Annotated in this window: 13 protein-coding genes; 4 read left to right on the top strand and 9 right to left on the bottom strand. The window is 69.0% G+C overall.

Features of this window, described 5'->3' with window-relative positions; genetic code table 11:
• Positions 1-27 precede the first annotated feature (27 nt).
• The 9 genes from U9977_RS15185 to U9977_RS15145 form a co-directional block, all read right to left on the bottom strand.
• Positions 28-846 carry a TIGR03943 family putative permease subunit gene (locus U9977_RS15185; RefSeq protein ID WP_322749909.1) on the bottom strand — a complete coding sequence of 273 codons (819 nt, stop codon included), beginning with the start codon at positions 844-846 and terminating at the stop codon, positions 28-30.
• Positions 843-1,928, bottom strand: a complete 1,086-nt coding sequence (locus U9977_RS15180; RefSeq protein ID WP_322749908.1) for a permease — start codon at positions 1,926-1,928, stop codon at positions 843-845. Before U9977_RS15180 ends, U9977_RS15185 begins: the two co-directional genes overlap by 4 nt.
• Before the next feature lie 25 nt (positions 1,929-1,953).
• Positions 1,954-3,030 (bottom strand): glycosyltransferase family 2 protein, encoded by a 1,077-nt coding sequence (locus tag U9977_RS15175; protein WP_322749907.1) that lies wholly within the window; start codon positions 3,028-3,030, stop codon positions 1,954-1,956.
• 80 nt (positions 3,031-3,110) lie between these two features.
• Positions 3,111-3,896, bottom strand: a complete 786-nt coding sequence (locus U9977_RS15170) for a carotenoid biosynthesis protein (RefSeq protein WP_322749906.1) — start codon at positions 3,894-3,896, stop codon at positions 3,111-3,113.
• A gap of 13 nt (positions 3,897-3,909) precedes the next feature.
• Complete coding sequence (locus U9977_RS15165; RefSeq protein WP_416210626.1) at positions 3,910-4,662, bottom strand: GNAT family N-acetyltransferase; 753 nt, start codon at positions 4,660-4,662, stop codon at positions 3,910-3,912.
• A 336-nt stretch (positions 4,663-4,998) separates the two neighbouring features.
• Entirely contained in the window at positions 4,999-7,650 is a 2,652-nt protein-coding gene (locus U9977_RS15160; protein ID WP_322749905.1) for an FAD-binding oxidoreductase, read from the bottom strand.
• Positions 7,651-7,951: 301 nt separating this feature from the next.
• Positions 7,952-8,713, bottom strand: a complete 762-nt coding sequence (locus tag U9977_RS15155; RefSeq protein WP_322749904.1) for a spheroidene monooxygenase — start codon at positions 8,711-8,713, stop codon at positions 7,952-7,954.
• A 53-nt stretch (positions 8,714-8,766) separates the two neighbouring features.
• The gene (locus U9977_RS15150; protein ID WP_322749903.1) at positions 8,767-12,708 is read right to left on the bottom strand and encodes an AfsR/SARP family transcriptional regulator; all 3,942 of its coding nucleotides are present in this window, start codon (positions 12,706-12,708) and stop codon (positions 8,767-8,769) included.
• 438 nt (positions 12,709-13,146) lie between these two features.
• The gene (locus tag U9977_RS15145; protein WP_322749902.1) at positions 13,147-13,572 is read right to left on the bottom strand and encodes a hypothetical protein; all 426 of its coding nucleotides are present in this window, start codon (positions 13,570-13,572) and stop codon (positions 13,147-13,149) included.
• A 484-nt stretch (positions 13,573-14,056) separates the two neighbouring features.
• Between U9977_RS15145 and U9977_RS15140 the strand changes: the two genes are divergently transcribed.
• The 4 genes from U9977_RS15140 to U9977_RS15125 form a co-directional block, all read left to right on the top strand.
• Positions 14,057-14,578 (top strand): SAV_6107 family HEPN domain-containing protein, encoded by a 522-nt coding sequence (locus tag U9977_RS15140; protein WP_322749901.1) that lies wholly within the window; start codon positions 14,057-14,059, stop codon positions 14,576-14,578.
• Positions 14,579-14,586: 8 nt separating this feature from the next.
• On the top strand, positions 14,587-15,336 hold the full coding sequence (locus tag U9977_RS15135) for a hypothetical protein (RefSeq protein ID WP_322749900.1): 750 nt from the start codon (positions 14,587-14,589) through the stop codon (positions 15,334-15,336).
• 14 nt (positions 15,337-15,350) lie between these two features.
• Positions 15,351-16,883 carry a DNA polymerase Y family protein gene (locus U9977_RS15130; protein ID WP_416210628.1) on the top strand — a complete coding sequence of 511 codons (1,533 nt, stop codon included), beginning with the start codon at positions 15,351-15,353 and terminating at the stop codon, positions 16,881-16,883.
• Positions 16,831-17,815 (top strand): PHP domain-containing protein (locus U9977_RS15125; RefSeq protein ID WP_416210627.1); only part of this gene is annotated, 985 nt, incomplete at its 3' end. The genes U9977_RS15130 and U9977_RS15125, both read left to right, overlap by 53 nt.

Genomic DNA, 17,815 nt, shown 5'->3' with positions numbered 1-17,815 from the left:
GTACCGGCGGGCCCACCGGCATGGCGGTTATGTCTCGTACGGATCGACCGGGGTTGGAATGACGTCCAGTGTGCGTGCCGCAAATTTCGGCCTACCATGATCGGGAATGCTGCCGTCCCAGGTCGCCAGTACCGTCACCCAGGTGTTTTCGGCGGGTGCGGCAACGCCGTCTGGAAGCGTGAGATCAACGGCCGCGGCTTCGGCGTCAGCGGCGCAGCACCGGATCACGAATCGGGTCAGCAGGATCTGCCGGCCCTCGGGTACCGCCACGAAACCGGTCATCCGGACGGTCGTCCCGGCAAGCGACCGGCCGCGGTCGTACGTCCGTTCGACGATCTCCCGCATGGGGAGGGTGGCGATCCCGTCCGGTCCCGGGTGCAGCGGCCCGTAGGGGACAGCCCGCGGTGGTGGCACGGTGATGGTGGCACGCCTCGCGCTGAAGGCGCCCAAGGACGGCGGGGCGACCATGTAGATCACGGCGACGGGCAGTAGGAGCAACAGCGCCACGCCCGGTGGACCGTGCCGGTGGGCGGATTGTGTCTGGTCATGGTTGCCGGCGCTGGCGTAGCGCACCAGGGCGACCGTGCCGAGCAGGGTCACCAGCCCGCCGGCGGCCAGCAGCGGGATGCGCATGCCTACCCGCACGTAGGACGTGTAGGCGCCGGTCTGCGCGAGTCGCAGGAAGGTGATGCCCATGATGAGCAGCAGGAGTCCGCCGATCGGGCCGATGTGGGTTCCGGCGCCGGCCTCGGTGGTCTTGTGGTCATCGTCGGTGTCAAGACCCGTGCGCCCGTCGATTCCGTCGAGGGCGTCGAGGGCGTTGCCATCAAGGTCACTGTGCGTCACAGCACAACCGTCCCGACCACGACCGCGGTCATGACCGCGGTGAGAAAGGTCACCGGCGCGAACCGTGAGGTCACCTGGCGACCGAAGGTCCCCACCTGCATGGCGATCAATTTGACGTCAATCATCGGTCCGACGACGAGGAAGGCCAGTCGCGCGGTCAGTGGGAACTGGGACAGGCTCGCGGCGACGAACGCGTCCGCCTCGGAGCAGACGGCCAGCGCAACCGCCAGCACCGCAAGAGCGATCACTGTGAGGATGCCGGCGCCCGCCACCGCGTCCAGCGCCGATCGCGGCACCACGACGTTGAGCGTCGCGGCCAGCGCCGCGCCGAGGACGAGAAAGCCGCCGGCGTGGAGGAAGTCGTGACCGGCGACATCGGCGAGCCGGCGCAGCCGCAGGCCGCCACCGCGTCCCCCATGATTATCTCCGTCGGGGGCGGTGTCGTTCTGTTTCAGAATCGGTACGCCGAACCGGTGCCAGATCAACCCGACAATGATGGCCGCGAGCAGCGAGGCGATGAACCGCGCCAGGACCATCCGCGGGTTGTTCGGAAAGGCGACGGCGGTTGCGACGATCACGACCGGATTGATGGCCGGCGCCGCCAGTAGAAAGGTCAACGCCGCCGCCGGTGGCGCTCCGCTGTCGATGAGGCGTCTGGCGACGGGCACCGAGCTGCATTCGCATCCAGGCAACAACGCGCCGGATACCCCGGCCAGCGGCACGGCGAGCACGGCCCGGCGCGGCAGTACCCGGGCCAACGCGCCGTCGGGGACGAACGCGGCCACCGCGCCGCTGATGAGCACGCCGAGGACGAGGAAGGGGAACGCCTGAACCGTCACGGCCAGAAAGATCGTGCACCATGTACGCAGGCCCGGTGCGTCGGCGAAGACGACCGTGAGAGTAACAGCGGTGACGGTGACCAGCCCGCCCACGGCGGCCGGCGCGACCGTCCGGTGGAGCTCCGCACCGGCGCTCGACAGCGGCGGAACGGCGCCGGGTGGGCCAAGGGAACGGACATCGTACACAAAGCAGACCGTAGCGGTTGGATGCCCGACATCGGGCTCCCATCGTGTGCCGTTCACCAGCTGCATCACCGTTTTTCACCGGTCAGACGCGACGGCCCTTCCAGGTGGCGGTGCCGTGTAGCCGTCGAATCCAGGACAGCGCGGTCAGGTAGCCGTACACGCAGATGGACAGCGGGTGCGCCAGGGCGTCGGGCCACGCCCGGCCGCCGGTGCGCCGTGCCGCGATCACCCGGCTGGCCACTGCCGCGACATAACCGGCAAGGCCCGCCCGGGAACCGCGCATCATGGCAATCGCCGGAAGCACGAAGAGCCAGGCCAGGACGCCGACCTGGCCGGCGCTTGCGCCGATGTTCCCGCCGGCGGCCCACAGCGACTTGGCATAGCCGTCACGCAGGGCCGGCCAGCCGTTGTACATCCTGGTACAGGCGATGTCCGTTCCGTCTGCGACGACCCCGTGCCCGCCCGCGGCCTTCACCGCCCGCAGGAGCGCGATGTCCTCGAGGACATGGTCACGGACGCGGGTGTGTCCACCGGCCCGGTGATAGGCAGCCGTGTCGACGCACAGGAGCTGGCCGTTCGCTGCGGACAACGACGGCCGCGGGGACCGTTCGGCCAGCCGCAGCGGCAGGAGCGCGAGCCACGACCACTGCAGGAGCGGCTGAACCAGCCGTTCCGCGAGGGTGTGGGCGTCCTGACGGGGGTAGGGCGAGACAAGGTCGAGGCCGGTCGCGCGCAGCAATCCGACCGTCCGGGCGATCCCGTCCGGGGCGACGGTGACGTCCGCGTCGATGAAGACCAGCACGTTTCCCCGGGCCGCGTCGGCGAGCCGGGCGCACGCGTGCGGTTTGCCGAGCCATCCGACCGGCACTGTGCTGCCGTGAACCACCCGGACGCGGCCGTCACGGTCGGCCATCCCGTCTGCTAGCTCCGCGGTTCCATCGGTGGAGGCATCGTCATAGACGATCACTTCGAGGTGGGGGAGCGCGACCGATGCCAGCACCGCCGACAGGCATGGGACCACCCGCTCGACTTCGTCGCGCACCGGCAGCAACACGCTCACCAGTTCGGCCACCGGCTCGGCGCTCGGCGGGACCCGCAACAGGCGGGCGTTCACGGCGGTGTGGACAGTGAGCACGCCCGCTGCGACCGCGCTCGCCACCGGCGACAGCCGTGTCCAGCTGTAGGGCCGTGTCCAGCTGTAGGGCCGGACACGCGGACCTCGGGTCGATCGGTGGGGGGTCACGAGGTCGGCTGGTACTGCCGGCGCGTCGCCATCGCCGCGGCCCCCACAGCGGCGAGCAGCGTCCCCATACCGATCCCGCCGGCCAGGGCCACGTCGGGACGGTCGAAGAACACCAGGTTCGCCAGCAACGATGAGGCGTAGGTCCATCCGATCATGACAATCGGCAGTCGGTCGGTGAACGGACCGTCCGGGACGCCTCGCCGTCGCGGGATCAGGGCCAAGCCCCCGGTGATCAGGATGCCCACCACCAGCCAGCCGGCCGCGTTCGACAGGGGGATGCCGTTGAGAGCGGGCACATCGCCCGACCAGCGCCAGTAGCCGGCGTCGACCATCTGCGGGTCCAGGAAGAGATCCCAGGTTGTCAGGAGCCAACCTCCGACCAGCGCGGTCACCGCGACGCTCCGCCTTTGGCCCGGTAGCCGGCGGGCGGCGTAGCGTCCCAGGGTGAAGGCCGGGTAGGCCATCATCGTCCAGGCTGGCGGGATGACCACGGGTACCCCGGCGACACCCGGCCCGAGGGCATCGGTGTAAACGTAGCGGCCGAAGAGGAGACCGGTGTGGACCCCGGCGGTCTCGGCGGCAAGCCCGCCGCCGGCGGTGACCAGGACCATGCTGGCCGCCCATCCGGCGCCGCGGGTACAAGCCGCGTGGATGACCGAGGCCGCGGCGAACGACAGCACCGTCGCGACGGTGAGATCACGTCGTCCGGCACGTGTGGCCAGGGGATAGGCGATCTGTGCGGCGACGGTGACCGCGGCAAAGGCCCATGCAGGGGCGGTCACGACGGGTCTGGGCTCAGACCGCACGAACCCGCCGGCCGTTGGCCTCCTGAGCCCGGCCGGTCGGCGGTTCGGCCGTGCCGCGGGACCGGGGTTGTTCCCCCTGGGCGGGTTCGGTGGCCGTGAGGTGCTTACCCAGTACCGCGTATTCGACCCAGCTGCCCGGGAACTGGAAGTTCGACAGCAGCGGCACAAAGCCCTCACTGGCATACAGCCGCCGGGCCCGGCTGTCGGGAAGCTCCAGCGCCGACAGCGCTGCTGTGCGTTGCGGAGCCTCGCGCAGCAGCTCCCGGATCAGTTCGCGCCCGACCCCCCGTCCCTGGAACTCCGGCAGGACGTGGAACTCGACGATCTCCAGGCAGTCGCTGAGCCATACCGCGGCGTCCTCGGGTTGCAGCGCGTCGCAGACGACGTCATGCCACCACTGGCCCTTCTGCCCGGGCAGGGCATACGCGAAGCCGATCAGGCGGTCGTCTGGCAGCAGCGCAGCCACCGCCCGCAGATCCCGACGCTCAGCGTGCCGGCGTGCGTGCATGGTTCGCTCGATGGCCGCCCGCGCCGGATCAGCCTCGTGGACGTCGAGGAAGGCGGCCTTGTAGACACCGATGACGTCGCTCAGCCGGGCACGCATCCGCGCGGGTGTCCAGCGGACCAGCCCGATGTGCTCCATCAAGCCTGCCTCCCTCGCGTCTTCGTCCTCGCCCCGCGCCACGGTGATCGGCCAGTCGCCGGTTGGCCACGCGCGGGGCGTGTCCGTCTCATACACCATCCAAGGTGCTCGACAATAACGGGTGCTCGGGGCGTTGTGCCCAACCCCGTTCCACCGACACCCGCACGCGCTGGTGGCCGGGCCGGCGGGCGGGGCGGTGGGCGGGGCGGTGGATGCTGGTCAACTCGGCTGTCCGGTGCCGAGCAGCCGCCTCCACCGCCGGTCCGGCCCGGTGGGCGACCGGACCTCTCGTGGTCCGACGTGGCGACGATCCACGGGATGTCGGACCACGAGATCACCGGTTGTTCCGCTCAGTTCCGCTCAGTTCCGCTCAGTTCTGCTTCGGGACGCTTCGATTCGTGGCGCTGCGGCCTGGGAGACGGTGTCCGACTCGGATCAGACCGACACCGGTACCGAGGTGCTCCGCAGGCTGGCCCGATCCGGGCGCAGCGCCAGGTGGATCCCGCCGCGTTCGCCCGCGAGCAGGCCGTCGAGCAGGATGGCGAGGGCCGGTGCCTGGACCGCGCCACCCGCGTTGGTCCCGGCCGCCACGATCACCTGTCCGCCGAAGGCGTCCACGGCTTCCAGCACCGGCAGGCCGTCCGGGGTCATCGGACGTTCGCAGGTGCGGCGGTCGAGGATCCGGTGCGGTCCGTCCGAGCCCTGCGGCGGGGCGAGTAGCTGCCCGACGATGTCCTCCAGCGCCGCCATCAGTTCCGCGACCCGCGGATCGTCCGGCGCAGGGCGTGCGAGTCCCAGGTAACCGAAACCTCCGCTGGCGTGTATCAGGGCGGAGTCCGGGGACAAGGTGATGTTCACGACCCCGATGGGGTCCGGCGCGTGCACCTTGAGGGCGTGTCGCAGACCGGGGTTGGGCAGCGTCACCGAAACTCCGAGAACGTGCTGGACCGCGCCTGCTGATGGCGCGTCCTCGCCCAGCAGGGCAACCAGATCACGCCCGCCGATCGTCACGATGACGGTGCCGGCCCGCATGGTTGTGCCATCGTCGAGGACGAGTTCTATGGTGCCCGATTCGGTGTCCGATTCGGTGCCGGGATGGTCATCGGGGCTGTCGTGCGAACCGTCGCCGGGAAGATCATCAGGAAGGTCGTCGGAGCTTCCGGCCGGGTTGCCGCTCGCGATCCTGCGCAGGGACCGTACCGGACTGCCGGAATGTACGGGTACACCGGCAGCTACGACCAGATTACCGATGGTGTCGGCAAGTTGGTGAATGTTGACGGCATACCCGTCGACCTCGACAGCACCGTGAACGGATGCGACGGATACGGGGGTCGAGTGATCCAGGTCGGCGACCGGGTCGGCGGTGGCTGTGATGAGCGCAGGCCAGCGCAGCGCAATCTCATCCGGGCCAAGGACCCTGGCTGTGGAGTTGATTGCGCCCTGCAGCCGTATCCCGGCGGCGAGATCCGGCGCAGACAGGTAACAGCGGGGCAGCCGGGCATCCCGGCGCAGCCGATCGAAGGCGTGCGGGTAGGCAGCGAACAACGCCTCCCAGCCGCGAAGGCCCAGACGGTTGAGACCGATCGCGAGATCGACTGTGAGCGCACGCAACCCGGCACGGTCGGCGAATCCCTCGAAGGCCGCGACCCAGTCACGTTCGGTATCATTGAGGGTGATCGGGTCGCGTAGCTGCCATCCGCCGTCCGTGGGCGGGCGGCGCAGAACCGTGCGCCGGGATGCGTCAGCGTGCGGGATCGTCTCGGTCAGCGACAGGTGGCGCCCGTCGGTACCGCGGTAGGTCGTGCCCTGCAGGTTGGGGTCGGTGCGGTCGGCCGGGGCCGCGTCCAGTACCCGCAGCTTGCGCCAGCCGGCTGTGTGCAGGCTCAGGGCGATAGTCAACCCGACGATCCCGGCACCGATGATCACTATCTCACCGGGATCGGTCCGATGATGACGCCGGCCATGCTCGTGACGGTCGGCCGTCGGTTCGGCGCCGCACCCGGCCGGTGCGGTGGCTGCCGGTGCGGTGGCCGCCGGCCCGGGGGTCCGGGCGGCGTCCAGGCCGGCGAACAGATCGGCAACCTCGCTGGTGGCCACCACGGTGAGGACCGCCTGGTCAAGATCTTCGGCGCAGCCGGGCATGCGCATCGCGGCTGAACTGACGGTGAAGCCCGGACGCAACGCTGTGCCGTCGGGAAACCGCTCCAGGATCCGCTGGCGCAGGGGGTCGACCAGCCCGGGCGCGTTGTCGATGACAACCGTCAGCTCGCGTCTGGAGTAGGCGTGCATGATCGCGTCTTCGATGAGAACCTCCGGCTCGCAGATTGCCACGATCCGGGTGCCGGCGAATGCCTTGACGTGGTCGGTGCCGACGAGTCCGTCGGTCGGGTGCAGGCCGCTGGTGGTCAGCGGCACGGCGATGCTGAGCAGGTCGGAGCCGGCGAAAACGGTGGCGACGTCGGGGGCGAAGGTGACGGTCGCGTCCGCCGGCGCGTGCGCGGACAGCCAGTTGACCCGCGCCTGTGGGTCGGCGGTCAGGGACGGTGTGTGAACGAGAATCCGATGACCTCGGGCTGCGGCGGCCTGCGCGACTCGCCCGTTGATCGCGCCGGCGCCGATCAGGCCCACGGTCACCGTGCCGGGATCCAGGTGGGGGTCAGGTTCATCGATGAGCAGCGCGTTGACGACGAAACGGGCGATATGGCGAGCGTTGACCTCGGGAGTGTTGACGACCGTGATGCCATGGGCGGCTGCGCAGTCACGGTCGATGGCCGCGAGTGAGGTGCCACGGCGAACGATCAGAAGTCCATTAGGATCTTCCTGGGCATGAACCGCCGCGGTCCAGGCGGCTATTGCGGCCGCGTCCACGGTGTTCGCGCCAACGATCAGGGTGTGGGGTCGCAACGTCGACAGCGCCTCGGGCAGCGCGGACGGGGTGGCTGCGAGGTCCGCTCGCAGGTACACCGTCGGAAGCGAGGTCAGGGACAGTCGGGTGGGTTCGCTCACCCCGGTCGCGATGAGGACCCGGCGGGTGTCATGCAGCTGGTGAGAGTAGACGCATACGCCGGACTCGGCGGGTGTAGACATTCCTGTTTCCTTCGGCTATCAATCTCAAGTGAAACACGGCTACCGGAAGGCATGTTTATGGTCTCGTGTGTAATGAAGGGTCCTTGTAGTGGCGTGCGTCGCGGTCCGGCTCGTGGTGAAGATCTGCGCTCGGCATAACTTCCAGCGTGCCGCATGATCTTCAATGGTTGGTTAACGGTGTGGATCTTTTGGTGACCGACGCCACTGTCGACCCGACTCGTCCGTCATGATCGGATGGCGGGGGTCGGGAATTTTCGTCCCGGCTACCGTGGGGCGTCCGAGCACGCGGGATAAACCATGATCAGGTTTTTCGCGGTTGCTGCCGGATCGGTGAAACTGATCCGCCAGGTTCGGGCCCCTGTTCGGATCGTGCCAGCGGGTCACGGCCCTTAACTGTTCCGTGGGTACGTAGAACGGCGAAACGCGCAAAGAGCTCTTCCTTGTACCAGCCGCCGTCGACAGTGCGGCGAACGACATCGGCATGGGCCGGGCTGCCGTAGGCGAACCGGCACAATGCCTCGGCATCGTCCCAGACGCTGAACGTTCCCAGCAGGCCGAGTGGTGCCTCGCCGATCCCCACCGCGAACCGCAGGCCCTCGCATCGGGCGAGGTCCTCGGCCACCGGCGGCACCGCGCGCCAGAAGGCGGGTGCCCGCCGCAGCGACAGCCTGGCTCTGGTGATCGCCGCAATCGGATCCGCCGGGTGCGTCAGACCCGCAGGCTGCGTCACCGGATCGCCGAACGGACGCTGGCGGGCCCACCTCCCGCGGGACGACAGCGGGTGGAGCTCAGCTCGCCACCGTTCGTGTGCGATGGCAGACCATGCGCCGATCATGGCGGACCGTTCGAACGCGGCCGCCTCGCGCGCGGAAGCCCAGACGGTCAGCAGACCCCAGCGCAGCACGTCGGCGTCGCGCAGGCCGAAGGTCTGGCCGCGTCCGGTGCCGAGCGATCGGGCGAAGACGACGCCGGTCGTGCGCCGCAGGTGCCGGCGGTCCAGCGCCATTCTCGCGACTGCGTGTGGGACATGACGGGGATGCACCCCCCACAGGTCGACAGTCACCAGCGGGCAGCTCTGTGCCGCAGCTTCACCGGTTTCGCCGCCGCGTCCCACGGTCACAACCGTATCGTGGGGCCCACCGACCGCAGCGGTGACAAGCGCAGCACGCCGTCGTGTTCCGTCCCGTACTTCTGGGCGAAGAACACGCGGAGACGGGAGGCGTCGTCGCGACAGAGCAGCGCACGGCATCTCCCCAACGTCAGCAGGGGATGACGGCCAGACCCGGCGACCTGCGTGAGAACGCCGTCCGGGCCGCTGTCGCGGACCAGCCGGGCCAATGTGTCATCGGCCACGTAGACCGCGTCTTCGATCCGCACGTATTGCACGGTGAGCGCAGACGAGCCGTCCGTTCGCGAATCGATCAACAGCGGTAGCCCCAGATAGTCGTCAAGCCCGGTGCTGACCTCCGGGCCCCACAGGCTGTCGAAGCGCTGCTCGATGAACTGGACGAGGGTGGAGTCGACCGTCGTCTCATGCTGGGTGGAAGCCGCCGAGGAGCGACCAACCGGATACGTCGACACGATGGCCCCGTTGTCCCACCGGTGGTAACTCGTCAGTGGTTGCTCACTGTAGACACGCACGGACATCCGGTGCCGCAGGCGCGGGTCCAGACCCGTTCGGATGGCGTCGAGCCGGCGCAGGTTACTTCTGATCGTGTCAGGGACGTTGACGCTGCGGCTTAGATCTTCCTCTCGTTGCGCGGCGGCAGGCGAGTCCGGGTCGAGCAGGAGGATCTGCACCAGCGCACCGCCGTCCAGCGCGCTGCCCACGGCCGTTGCGAACCCCGGCTCATGCTGGGGGGCGACCAGGTCGGTCCACGTGTTGAGGACCCGCACGATCCGCCGGCTGGCGGCGGCGCGGCTGATGAAGTAGGCGGGGTCGAATCCACCGAGCAGCCGGCCGGCGCCGAACTGGGCGGGCTTGACCGGTGCGGTCGAGGACAGTCGTTGCTCCGCGACGGCGAGTTCCGCGGAGCCGGTCTTGCGTAGCAGGTTGATGCCCTGCTGCCAGGATCGCCGAGCGCTGGGAAGGTCGTCCATCCGCGCGAGCATGTCCCCGCGGCTGATCAGGATGCGCGGCTCCCACAGCGGATCCGGCAGGGCCGCGAGCAGGGTCAGGGAGTTGTTGTACGCGGCGAGTGCGCGTTCCAGTCGCGTCTGGCTGCGGTGGAGGTCACCGAGGCGGCGCAGTGCGTACGCCTCCAGCGGCCGATTGTCGAGATCCCGCGCGATCGCCAGGCTCATCGACAGGCAGGTGATGGCGTCAGAGAATTCCTTGCGGTTGCCGTGGCACATGGCCAGGCACACCAGCGTTTCGGCCTCCGCGGCCGGGCTGTTGGACTGGCGGAACAGCTGCAGCGCCCGGTCGAAGAACTGCGCAGCCTCATCGTACTGGCCCTTGCCGCGGCAGGCGTCGGCGAGCCCGTGCAGGCTGCGCGCTTCGCCATAAATATGATCAAGAGCGGTGAAGATCTCAAGGCTGCGGGTGAACCGTTCGGCGGCGAGGTCGAGGTGATCGCGTGCCGCGCCGTTCGCGTTGATCGCGGGCTGGCTGTCCGGGTCGGTGCCAGGGGCGCCCAGACGCCAGGACGCCTCCTCGAAGGCGAGGACGATGTCCCGGTCGCCGAGACTGCACAACATGGTGGCTTCAGCGAGCGGGTCGCCCGCCCGGCGGGCCGCCGTCAGGCCCTGGCTGTGTGTCTGATCCCAGTCGTCCCAATGGCCGTTGAATTCGTAGAACTGGGTGGCCGCCGCGGCCAACCGCCACGTCATCTCGTCGAGCTTCAGCGTGGCCGCCTGCTCGATCAGGAGATGAAGGTTGACGCGTTCGATACCGAACCAGACCAGTGGCCCCGCGAGCAGGGCGGAGATGGTGTCGATCTCGTCTGCCGGCGCACCGGGCGCGACCGGGTTGTCGGTCGTGCGCGGCCCACCGGGTGAGAAGGCCGCGGTGGCGCGGTCGACAACGGTCAGGTACGCCGAGAGCAGTCTGGCCAGGGATGTGCGCAGATCGTCGTCGGCGGTGTTCACCGGCTCTGGGCCGACCGGCTCTGTTCCGACCCGCTCTGTTCCGACCCGCTCTGTGGCAGCCCCAGCGGTGTCGTCATGCTCCGCCGGGCCGCCGGCAGTGCGATCCGCCGGGCTGCCGGCAATGCGAGGAGAAGCCTCATCGCGTTGCCGCTGGCCGGTCCGGCGTTCCCGCGCGAATACCCGCATCAGGTCGTGGAAACGGTATCGGGTCTGTCCGGTCTGGTCGGGACCACGCCGTTCCAGGAGCTGGGCGTCGGCGAGGCGGTCAAGGACGTCCTCGGCCTCGTCGCCGCCGATGCCGAGCAGGGCCGCCGCGGCCCAGGGCGCGAAGTCGACGACGTTGGGGAGGGCGAGCAGTCGGAAGGCCTGGCGTTCGTCCTCCGGCCGACCATCGTAGCTCAGCGCGAAGCTGGCTCGGACCTCGAGGTCACCCAGTTCCAGCCAGGACAACCGGTCGCGTTCACCGGTGAGTCGGCCTGCGACGCGGGCCAGGCGCCAGTGCGGGTGAGCGGCGATCTTGCGGCCGGCGATCTGGATCGCCATCGGCAAATAGCCACAGAGCCCGGCGATGTCGCGGACGGCCTCGGGCTCGGCTTCGACCCGCTGGTCACCGGTGAGTTTCGCCAGCAGCGCGACGGCTTCGGTGGGGTGCAGGACGTCGATTGTCCGGTGATAGGCGTCCAGGCTGTGCAGCCGGGAGCGACTCGTGACGATGACCGCGCAACCGGGAGTGGTGGGCAGTAACCGCCGGATCTGAGCCTCGTTGGCGGCGTTGTCCAGGACGATTATCATGCGTTGATTGGCGAGAAGGCCGTGGTACATCTCAACAAGATCGTCCGGGTCGGTGGGCACCGCCGTTCTGGTTACTCCAAGTGCCTGTACGAGCCGAGTCAGTACCCGGGTCGGCTCCAGGGGAAACGGTATGTTGCCCCGCAGGTCGAAGAACAGACTCGTGTCGGGGAAGTGCTCGCGAACCTGGTGGGCCAGGTGGACTGCCAGTGCGGTCTTACCTGCTCCGGGCTTGCCGGCGATCGCTACGACGACGGTGCTTTTGGCCAGCGCCTCCGGGTCGGTCAGCGCGGTGAGGATCCTGGTCCGGATGCTGTCGCGGCCGGTGAACTCGGCGACGTCCGGCGGAAGCTGGTAGACCCCGAGGCTCGGTGGTGTCGGTGGCGTCGGACGCTCCAGCGCGCGTGGTGGTGTCCAGTCCAAGCTGGCCGATCCCCGCAGGAGGTCCTCCTGCAGGCGGCGTAGCGGAGTTGCGTCCAGACCGTGGGAATGCAGGGCCTCGAGCCCTTCGCGGCATGCCTGCGTGGCATCGTCGGACCGGTTGGCCCGGTACAGGGCGATGATGAGATCTTTGCGCAGTGCGTCGTCGCGCGGGTACTGGGTGACCAGTGCCCGAAGGTCGCCGATGATCTCCCGGTGGCGACCGAGCGAGAGGTCCGCGGAGATCCGCGTCCGCAGGACGTCGCGGTGCAGTTCATCAAGGCGCTGGATATGGGCGGTGGCAAAGGAGTACTCGGCGACGTCGGCGAGTGGCTGACCGCGCCACAGGCCCTGGGCTGCCTGTAACGGGGCGATCGCGGCGACCGGATCCCCGTCCTCGACGGCGCGGCGACCCTGATCGAGTAGGGCGTGAGCCTGGGTGGCGTCGACCTGTTCGGGACTGACCCGAAGTGCGTATCCCGGGCCGTTGCGGACGAGGAGGCGGTTGCGTTCGGTCGGGTCGAGTCGGCGGCGCAGCTCGCTGATGTGTGTCCGTAAGGTCGCCGACGCCCCGTCCGGGGGAGCGCCATCCCAGACCGTATCGATCAGATGACGGGTTGTGATGATCTGGCCGATGTTCAACAGTAGGACCGTGAGTAGCACTTTCCGCTGTTTTCCGCCAAGGACGATCCCATTGCCGTCACGGGTGACCTCGGTGGGCCCCAGGATTGCGAAATGCAGGTTCTCTTCGTTCGGCATGTGACCTTCTCGCGCTGATCCCGTCCGGCTACGGTATCTGGCGATACCCGCTTGCGGGTCCGCGCTTCTTCGGGCTGCCGGCGACACGGCCATGTCGCCGGCGACTTTGGCGAGGGCGACGATCGTGCTGCCTTTGGCCTACTGGTACAGCGTGCGTCGTGTGCGCCACTGTGGCAACCACTTCGCGTCCCTGGGTCGAGTCGGGTGGACGACTGCTACCGTGCAAAGTATCGCGGGTTCTTTCGCTTTCGGCTCGTGTGGGTCCTGCCGCCGATTCCACGTTACCATCAACGGAGCGTCAATTTTCGCTGTGAGCGTGTGTGTACGACTGGTTGATGGCTGCCTGCTTCGCTTGTTCCATACAGGCCTGTTCGTACGGGGCCGAAGGAACAACAGGAAGGTGTGCCGATCATCATGGACACATCGACGAAGGGGATGCTACAGCCGGGACTTCTGCATGAGGTGGCCCTGGATGTCGTCGACGGTAGGCTGGGCTGGGTCATGCTCGTCGCGGATGACAGCCGCGTTGCCGCGATTCTCGCGGACTGGGATGACCACCGCCGGGTTGAGTTGATGGTTGCCGGTCGGCCACTGGCGCTGGAAGCCGATCTTGATGGCCCGGGGATACGGGTGTTCGATCCCGTGACGTGTATTCCGCTGGCTGCCTTTCGGCCGGCGCGGCGCGGTGGCGGCGGCATGGTCGAACTTCCTGGTACCCGCGCGGTGCGTTGGGTCGTTCCCCGCGGGTCCGTCTTTGAATGCGGCTTTCTGAGCAGATACGGCGGCGGTCTCATCCGGTTCGCGCGCGACTGCACGGCGCTGGTGCTCGTGGACGACGATCGTCGTCGGCGCGGGGGTATCCACGATCCGTTGGTTCTGCTGACCCTGGGTTGGTTTCTGCTACTGAAGGGCCAAAGGCGGCGCGATCGTGGTTCTTCCGCGCCGCCGGAGGCCCAGGTTGCTGGGGCGCCGTGGGGCCAAAGGCGGCGCGATCGTGGTTCTTCCGCGCCGCCGGAGGCCCAGGTTGCTGGGGCGCCGTGGGGCCAAAGGCGGCGCGATCGTGGTTCTTCCGCGCCGCCGGCGGCCCGGATTACTGAGGTCCGGGTATGCGAAGCACCGCCCGGTCCGCGCTCTGACAGCGGTCGGCCTGTCGTGCCGCGTACGGAACGACCCCGTCATCGGCCCGAAGGACTGCGATCGGGAGCGCGTTCGTAGCCGCTTCGGGTGGGGGGCGTCGCCCTGCGCCCTGGGTGGTCCGCTGCGGCCGACGATGTTGACGGATCTGGCTCGGGCGAGGTTTACTTCTTTCAGTGCTCGAACATGCGTTCGACACATGGAAGGGGCGGTCATGAGCCGGCGGACTGTTGACCAACGCGCTACATTTTCCGTGTCTGCTCTGACGCGGGAGCGTCCTGACGTTCGAACGGCGCTCCCGGCCGCGGGGCTGCCCCGCCGTTCCCGCGACGAGCTGCTCTTGGCCGCGCGTCACGGCCTTGACGAGGCGAGCCTGGCCCAGCTTCCCGGGGAGCGGTACGCCCTGGCCCATCTGGCGGCGCTGCGTGCTGCCGCGGCTGTCCTCGCCGATCGGGCTCAGGCCCGTCCCGGTCATCGTGGTCGGCCGGCGAGTGCCTGGCGGCTGCTTGCGGTGGTGGCACCTGAACTGACGGAGTGGGCGCAGTTCTTCGCATCCGGTGCCGCCAGGCGGGCGGCGGCGCAGGCGGGTCTGCCGGTGGTCGATACCCGCGATGCCGATGACCTGGTCCGCCAGGTTGAAACCTTTCTCACGGTGGTGGAAACAACGTTGGGCCTGCCGTCACAGCCGGCGCTGCCGGCCATGCTTGTCGGGTCAGCCAGACTGGCCCGAGGCTGAAGGCCGCTTTGACCAAGACGGCTACCCTGGCTGATCTCCAGAAGATCGTGAATGCCGACGCCCCACATACGCGTCGGGTCGGGGCGACCGGCCACCGGCTGCTGCCGGTAGCGCCCGCACTCGCGTCGATGCTGCCAGCGGCTGGGCTTCGACGTGGGTCGACAGTCGCGGTGAGTGGATCAACATCTTTTCTTCTGGCAGTGCTCGGCGTGCCCTCACAGGCCGGGGTGTGGTGCGCGATGGTGGGCTTTGCCTCGCTCGGTGTGGTGGCGGCGGCCGATGCCGGGATCGTGCTGGACCGTTTTGTTCTTGTGCCGGAGCCGGGCCAGCGGTGGCAGGCGGTGACGGCAGCCTTCCTCGACGCGCTGGATGTGGTGGTGGTCCGTCCACCCGAGCATGTACGCGGTGCGGATGCGCGGCGGCTGACGGCACGCGCTAGAGAGCGGGGCGCCCTGCTCGTCGTAGCGGGGGAATGGGAGGGAGCCGACATTCGGCTTTCCGTGACTGACATGAGGTGGGAAGGCCTGGGGCAGGGGCACGGGTCTCTGCGGGTGTCCCGCGTTCTGGTGCATGCGTGGGGACGTCGTGGCGCGGACCGTCCTTGCCAGGCTCATCTGCTGCTGCCGGCGATGGAGCCGGTCGTTCCTGCTCCCGTTCGTGTTCCTGTCTCCGCCGGGCGTCGGATAGCCGACGAACATCAGACGCTGATCGGGGTGCCGCGGCGTTCGGCGGATGTGGTTTCGGAAGGAGCCGCGTGACATCGGCACCGAAGATGCGCGTACTGGCCGTCTGCTGCCCGGACTGGCCGCTTGTCGCGGCCGGGGTCGCGGCTGACGTCCCCGCCGTGGTGGTGGCGGCTAACCAGGTTCTGGCCTGTACACAGGCGGCCCGGTCGTTCGGGGTGCGCCCGGGTCTGCGTCGCCGGGAGGCCCAGGCCCGGTGTCCGAGCCTGGTGGTTCTGCCTGACGACCCCGGCAGGGATGCCCGTGTGTTCGAGCCGGTCATCGCCGCGGTCGAGTCCGTGGTACCCGGGGTTGAGGTGGTCCGTCCGGGCGAGTGTGTGGTCGCATCCGGCGGGGCCACGCGTTACTTCGGTGGAGACGCGGCCGTGGCCCGTGCCGTGCATGGCGCGGTGTCCGGGGCTGGTGGCCTCGCATGCGGGGTAGGTGTCGCGGACGGGCCGTTCGTCGCCGTGCTCGCCGCCCACCGGAATGTGATTGTCAAACCGGACGCAAGCCGGGATTTTCTCGCTTCGTTGCCCGTCGAGACGCTCAGGCGCCCAGAACTCGCGGACCTCCTGCGTCGGCTGGGTCTGCCGACCCTTGGTCATTTTGCCGCGCTGCCTCCCGACGACGTCATCGCCCGCTTCGGGCCGGACGGAGCGTTCGCCCACCGGCTTGCCCGGGGGCAGGACCACCGTCCGCTTGCTCCATGTCATATGCCACCCGATCTTGCCGTCAGTACGGAAGTCGACCCACCCGCTGACCGGGTCGAGTTCGTGGTCTTCGCGGTCAGGAGACTCGCCGAACAGGTGCATGACCGGCTTGTGACGGCAGGTCTCGCCTGCACGCGGATAGTCGTTGAGGCGCAGACCGAACACGGCGAGTGGACGCGGCGTGTCTGGCGGCATGACGGTCCGCTGTCCGCCGTTGCCATCGCCGAACGGGTGCGCTGGCAGCTTGAAGGATGGCTGTCGGGAGGCGTCGGTTGTGCCGAGGCGACCGGCGGGGTCGCGCCGAGTGCCGGTATCGTCCTGATCCGCATCGTTCCCGACCAGCTCGTCCGCGCAGACGGCCGCCAGCTCGGGCTGTGGGGGGAAGCCGGGGTCGGGGCCGACCGGGTGGCGCGAGCCATCAGCCGGGTTCAGGGCATGCTCGGTCCGGACGCGGTGGTCACCGCCGTGCTCGGCGGTGGCCGCGGTCCCGCGGAGCGGGTCCGGTTGGTGCCGTGGGGAGAACCTCGCGCTCCAGCCGGTGTTGACCTGCCATGGCCTGGGCGGCTTCCCGCACCGGCGCCGGCTACTGTTCCGTCCCGGCCGGTACCGGCCGTGGTCGTGGACGACGCCGGCGCTGCGGTCGGGGTGAGCGGACGTTGCGTCGTGACCGCGGCACCCGCCTGGCTGGCGGTTGACGGCAGGCCGCAGGTACGGGTGACCGCATGGGCCGGACCATGGCCCGCCGACGAGCGTTGGTGGGACCCGGCAGCGCGACGCCGGGCGCGTTTCCAGGTCACGGTCGCCGACGGTTCCGCTCATCTGCTTGCTCTGGAGAACAGCCGTTGGTGGGTTGAGGCCACCTATGACTGACAGGACCTCAGCCGGCGGGACCCCCTACGCGGAGTTGCACTGTCATTCGGCGTTCAGCTTCCTCGATGGCGCCAGTCAGCCGGAGGATCTGGTCACGGAGGCGGTGCGGCTCGGGCTTTCCGGGCTTGCCATCACCGATCACAACGGGATGTACGGAGTGGTTCGCTTCGCCGAGGCGGCAGCCGCGGCGGGTCTGCCGACCTTGTTCGGTGCCGAGATATCCCTTGGGCCGGGAGCGCCGCGCGACGGTACCGCGGACCCGGCGGGGGAGCATCTGCTCGTCCTGGCGCGTGGTCCCGAGGGGTACCGGAGGCTGTGCCGGGCGGTATCGGACGCGCATCTGGCCGGGGGCGGGAAAGGCCGGCTGGCCGTTGAGCTCGAGGCTCTCGCGGCCTGGGCAGGCGGGCACTGGCAGGTGCTCACCGGATGCCGCAAGGGCAGTGTCCCCCGCGCGCTGGTCTCGGCCGGCCCGCAGGCGGCTCGGGGTGCGTTGGACACGCTGACGGCGTTGTTCGGCCGGGACAACGTAGCCGTCGAACTGTGGGATCATGATAATCCGCATGACGGCGACCGCAACGACGCGCTCGCGAGCATCGCCACGGCGTACGGGTGCAGGCTCGTCGCCACGAACAACGTGCACTACGCAACCCCGGCCGGATCCCGGCTGGCGGCGGCGCTGGCGGCTGTGCGGGCCCGGTGCAGCCTTGATGACCTGGACGGCTGGCTGCCGGCCGCGGCTGGGGCTCACCTGAGGTCTCCGGCGGAGATGGCGGTACGTTTCGCGCGATTTCCCGGAGCGGTGCGACAGGCGGCCCAACTCGGCGCGGAACTCGCTTTCGATCTGACGCTGATCGCACCCAGGCTGCCGGACTTTCCGCTGGCTGCGGGGGAGAGCGAGGCGGTCCGGCTTCGGGCACTCACCGAGGACGGAG

The sequence above is a fragment of the Protofrankia sp. Cas8 genome, assembly GCF_963555845.1.
In the GTDB taxonomy this organism is placed as follows: domain Bacteria; phylum Actinomycetota; class Actinomycetes; order Frankiales; family Frankiaceae; genus Protofrankia.
The sequence above is the reverse complement of the archived record's forward strand: the minus strand, read 5'-3'. Positions and strand labels throughout refer to the sequence as shown.

What these genes read in the sequence shown, in the direction of transcription:
- U9977_RS15165 (WP_416210626.1), bottom strand. Translation starts at nt 4,662, where the DNA reads ATGGTGTATGAGACGGACACGCCCCGCGCGTGGCCAACCGGCGACTGG.
- U9977_RS15160 (WP_322749905.1), bottom strand. Translation starts at nt 7,650, where the DNA reads ATGTCTACACCCGCCGAGTCCGGCGTATGCGTCTACTCTCACCAGCTG.
- U9977_RS15150 (WP_322749903.1), bottom strand. Translation starts at nt 12,708, where the DNA reads ATGCCGAACGAAGAGAACCTGCATTTCGCAATCCTGGGGCCCACCGAG.
- U9977_RS15140 (WP_322749901.1), top strand. Translation starts at nt 14,057, where the DNA reads ATGAGCCGGCGGACTGTTGACCAACGCGCTACATTTTCCGTGTCTGCT.
- U9977_RS15130 (WP_416210628.1), top strand. Translation starts at nt 15,351, where the DNA reads ATGCGCGTACTGGCCGTCTGCTGCCCGGACTGGCCGCTTGTCGCGGCC.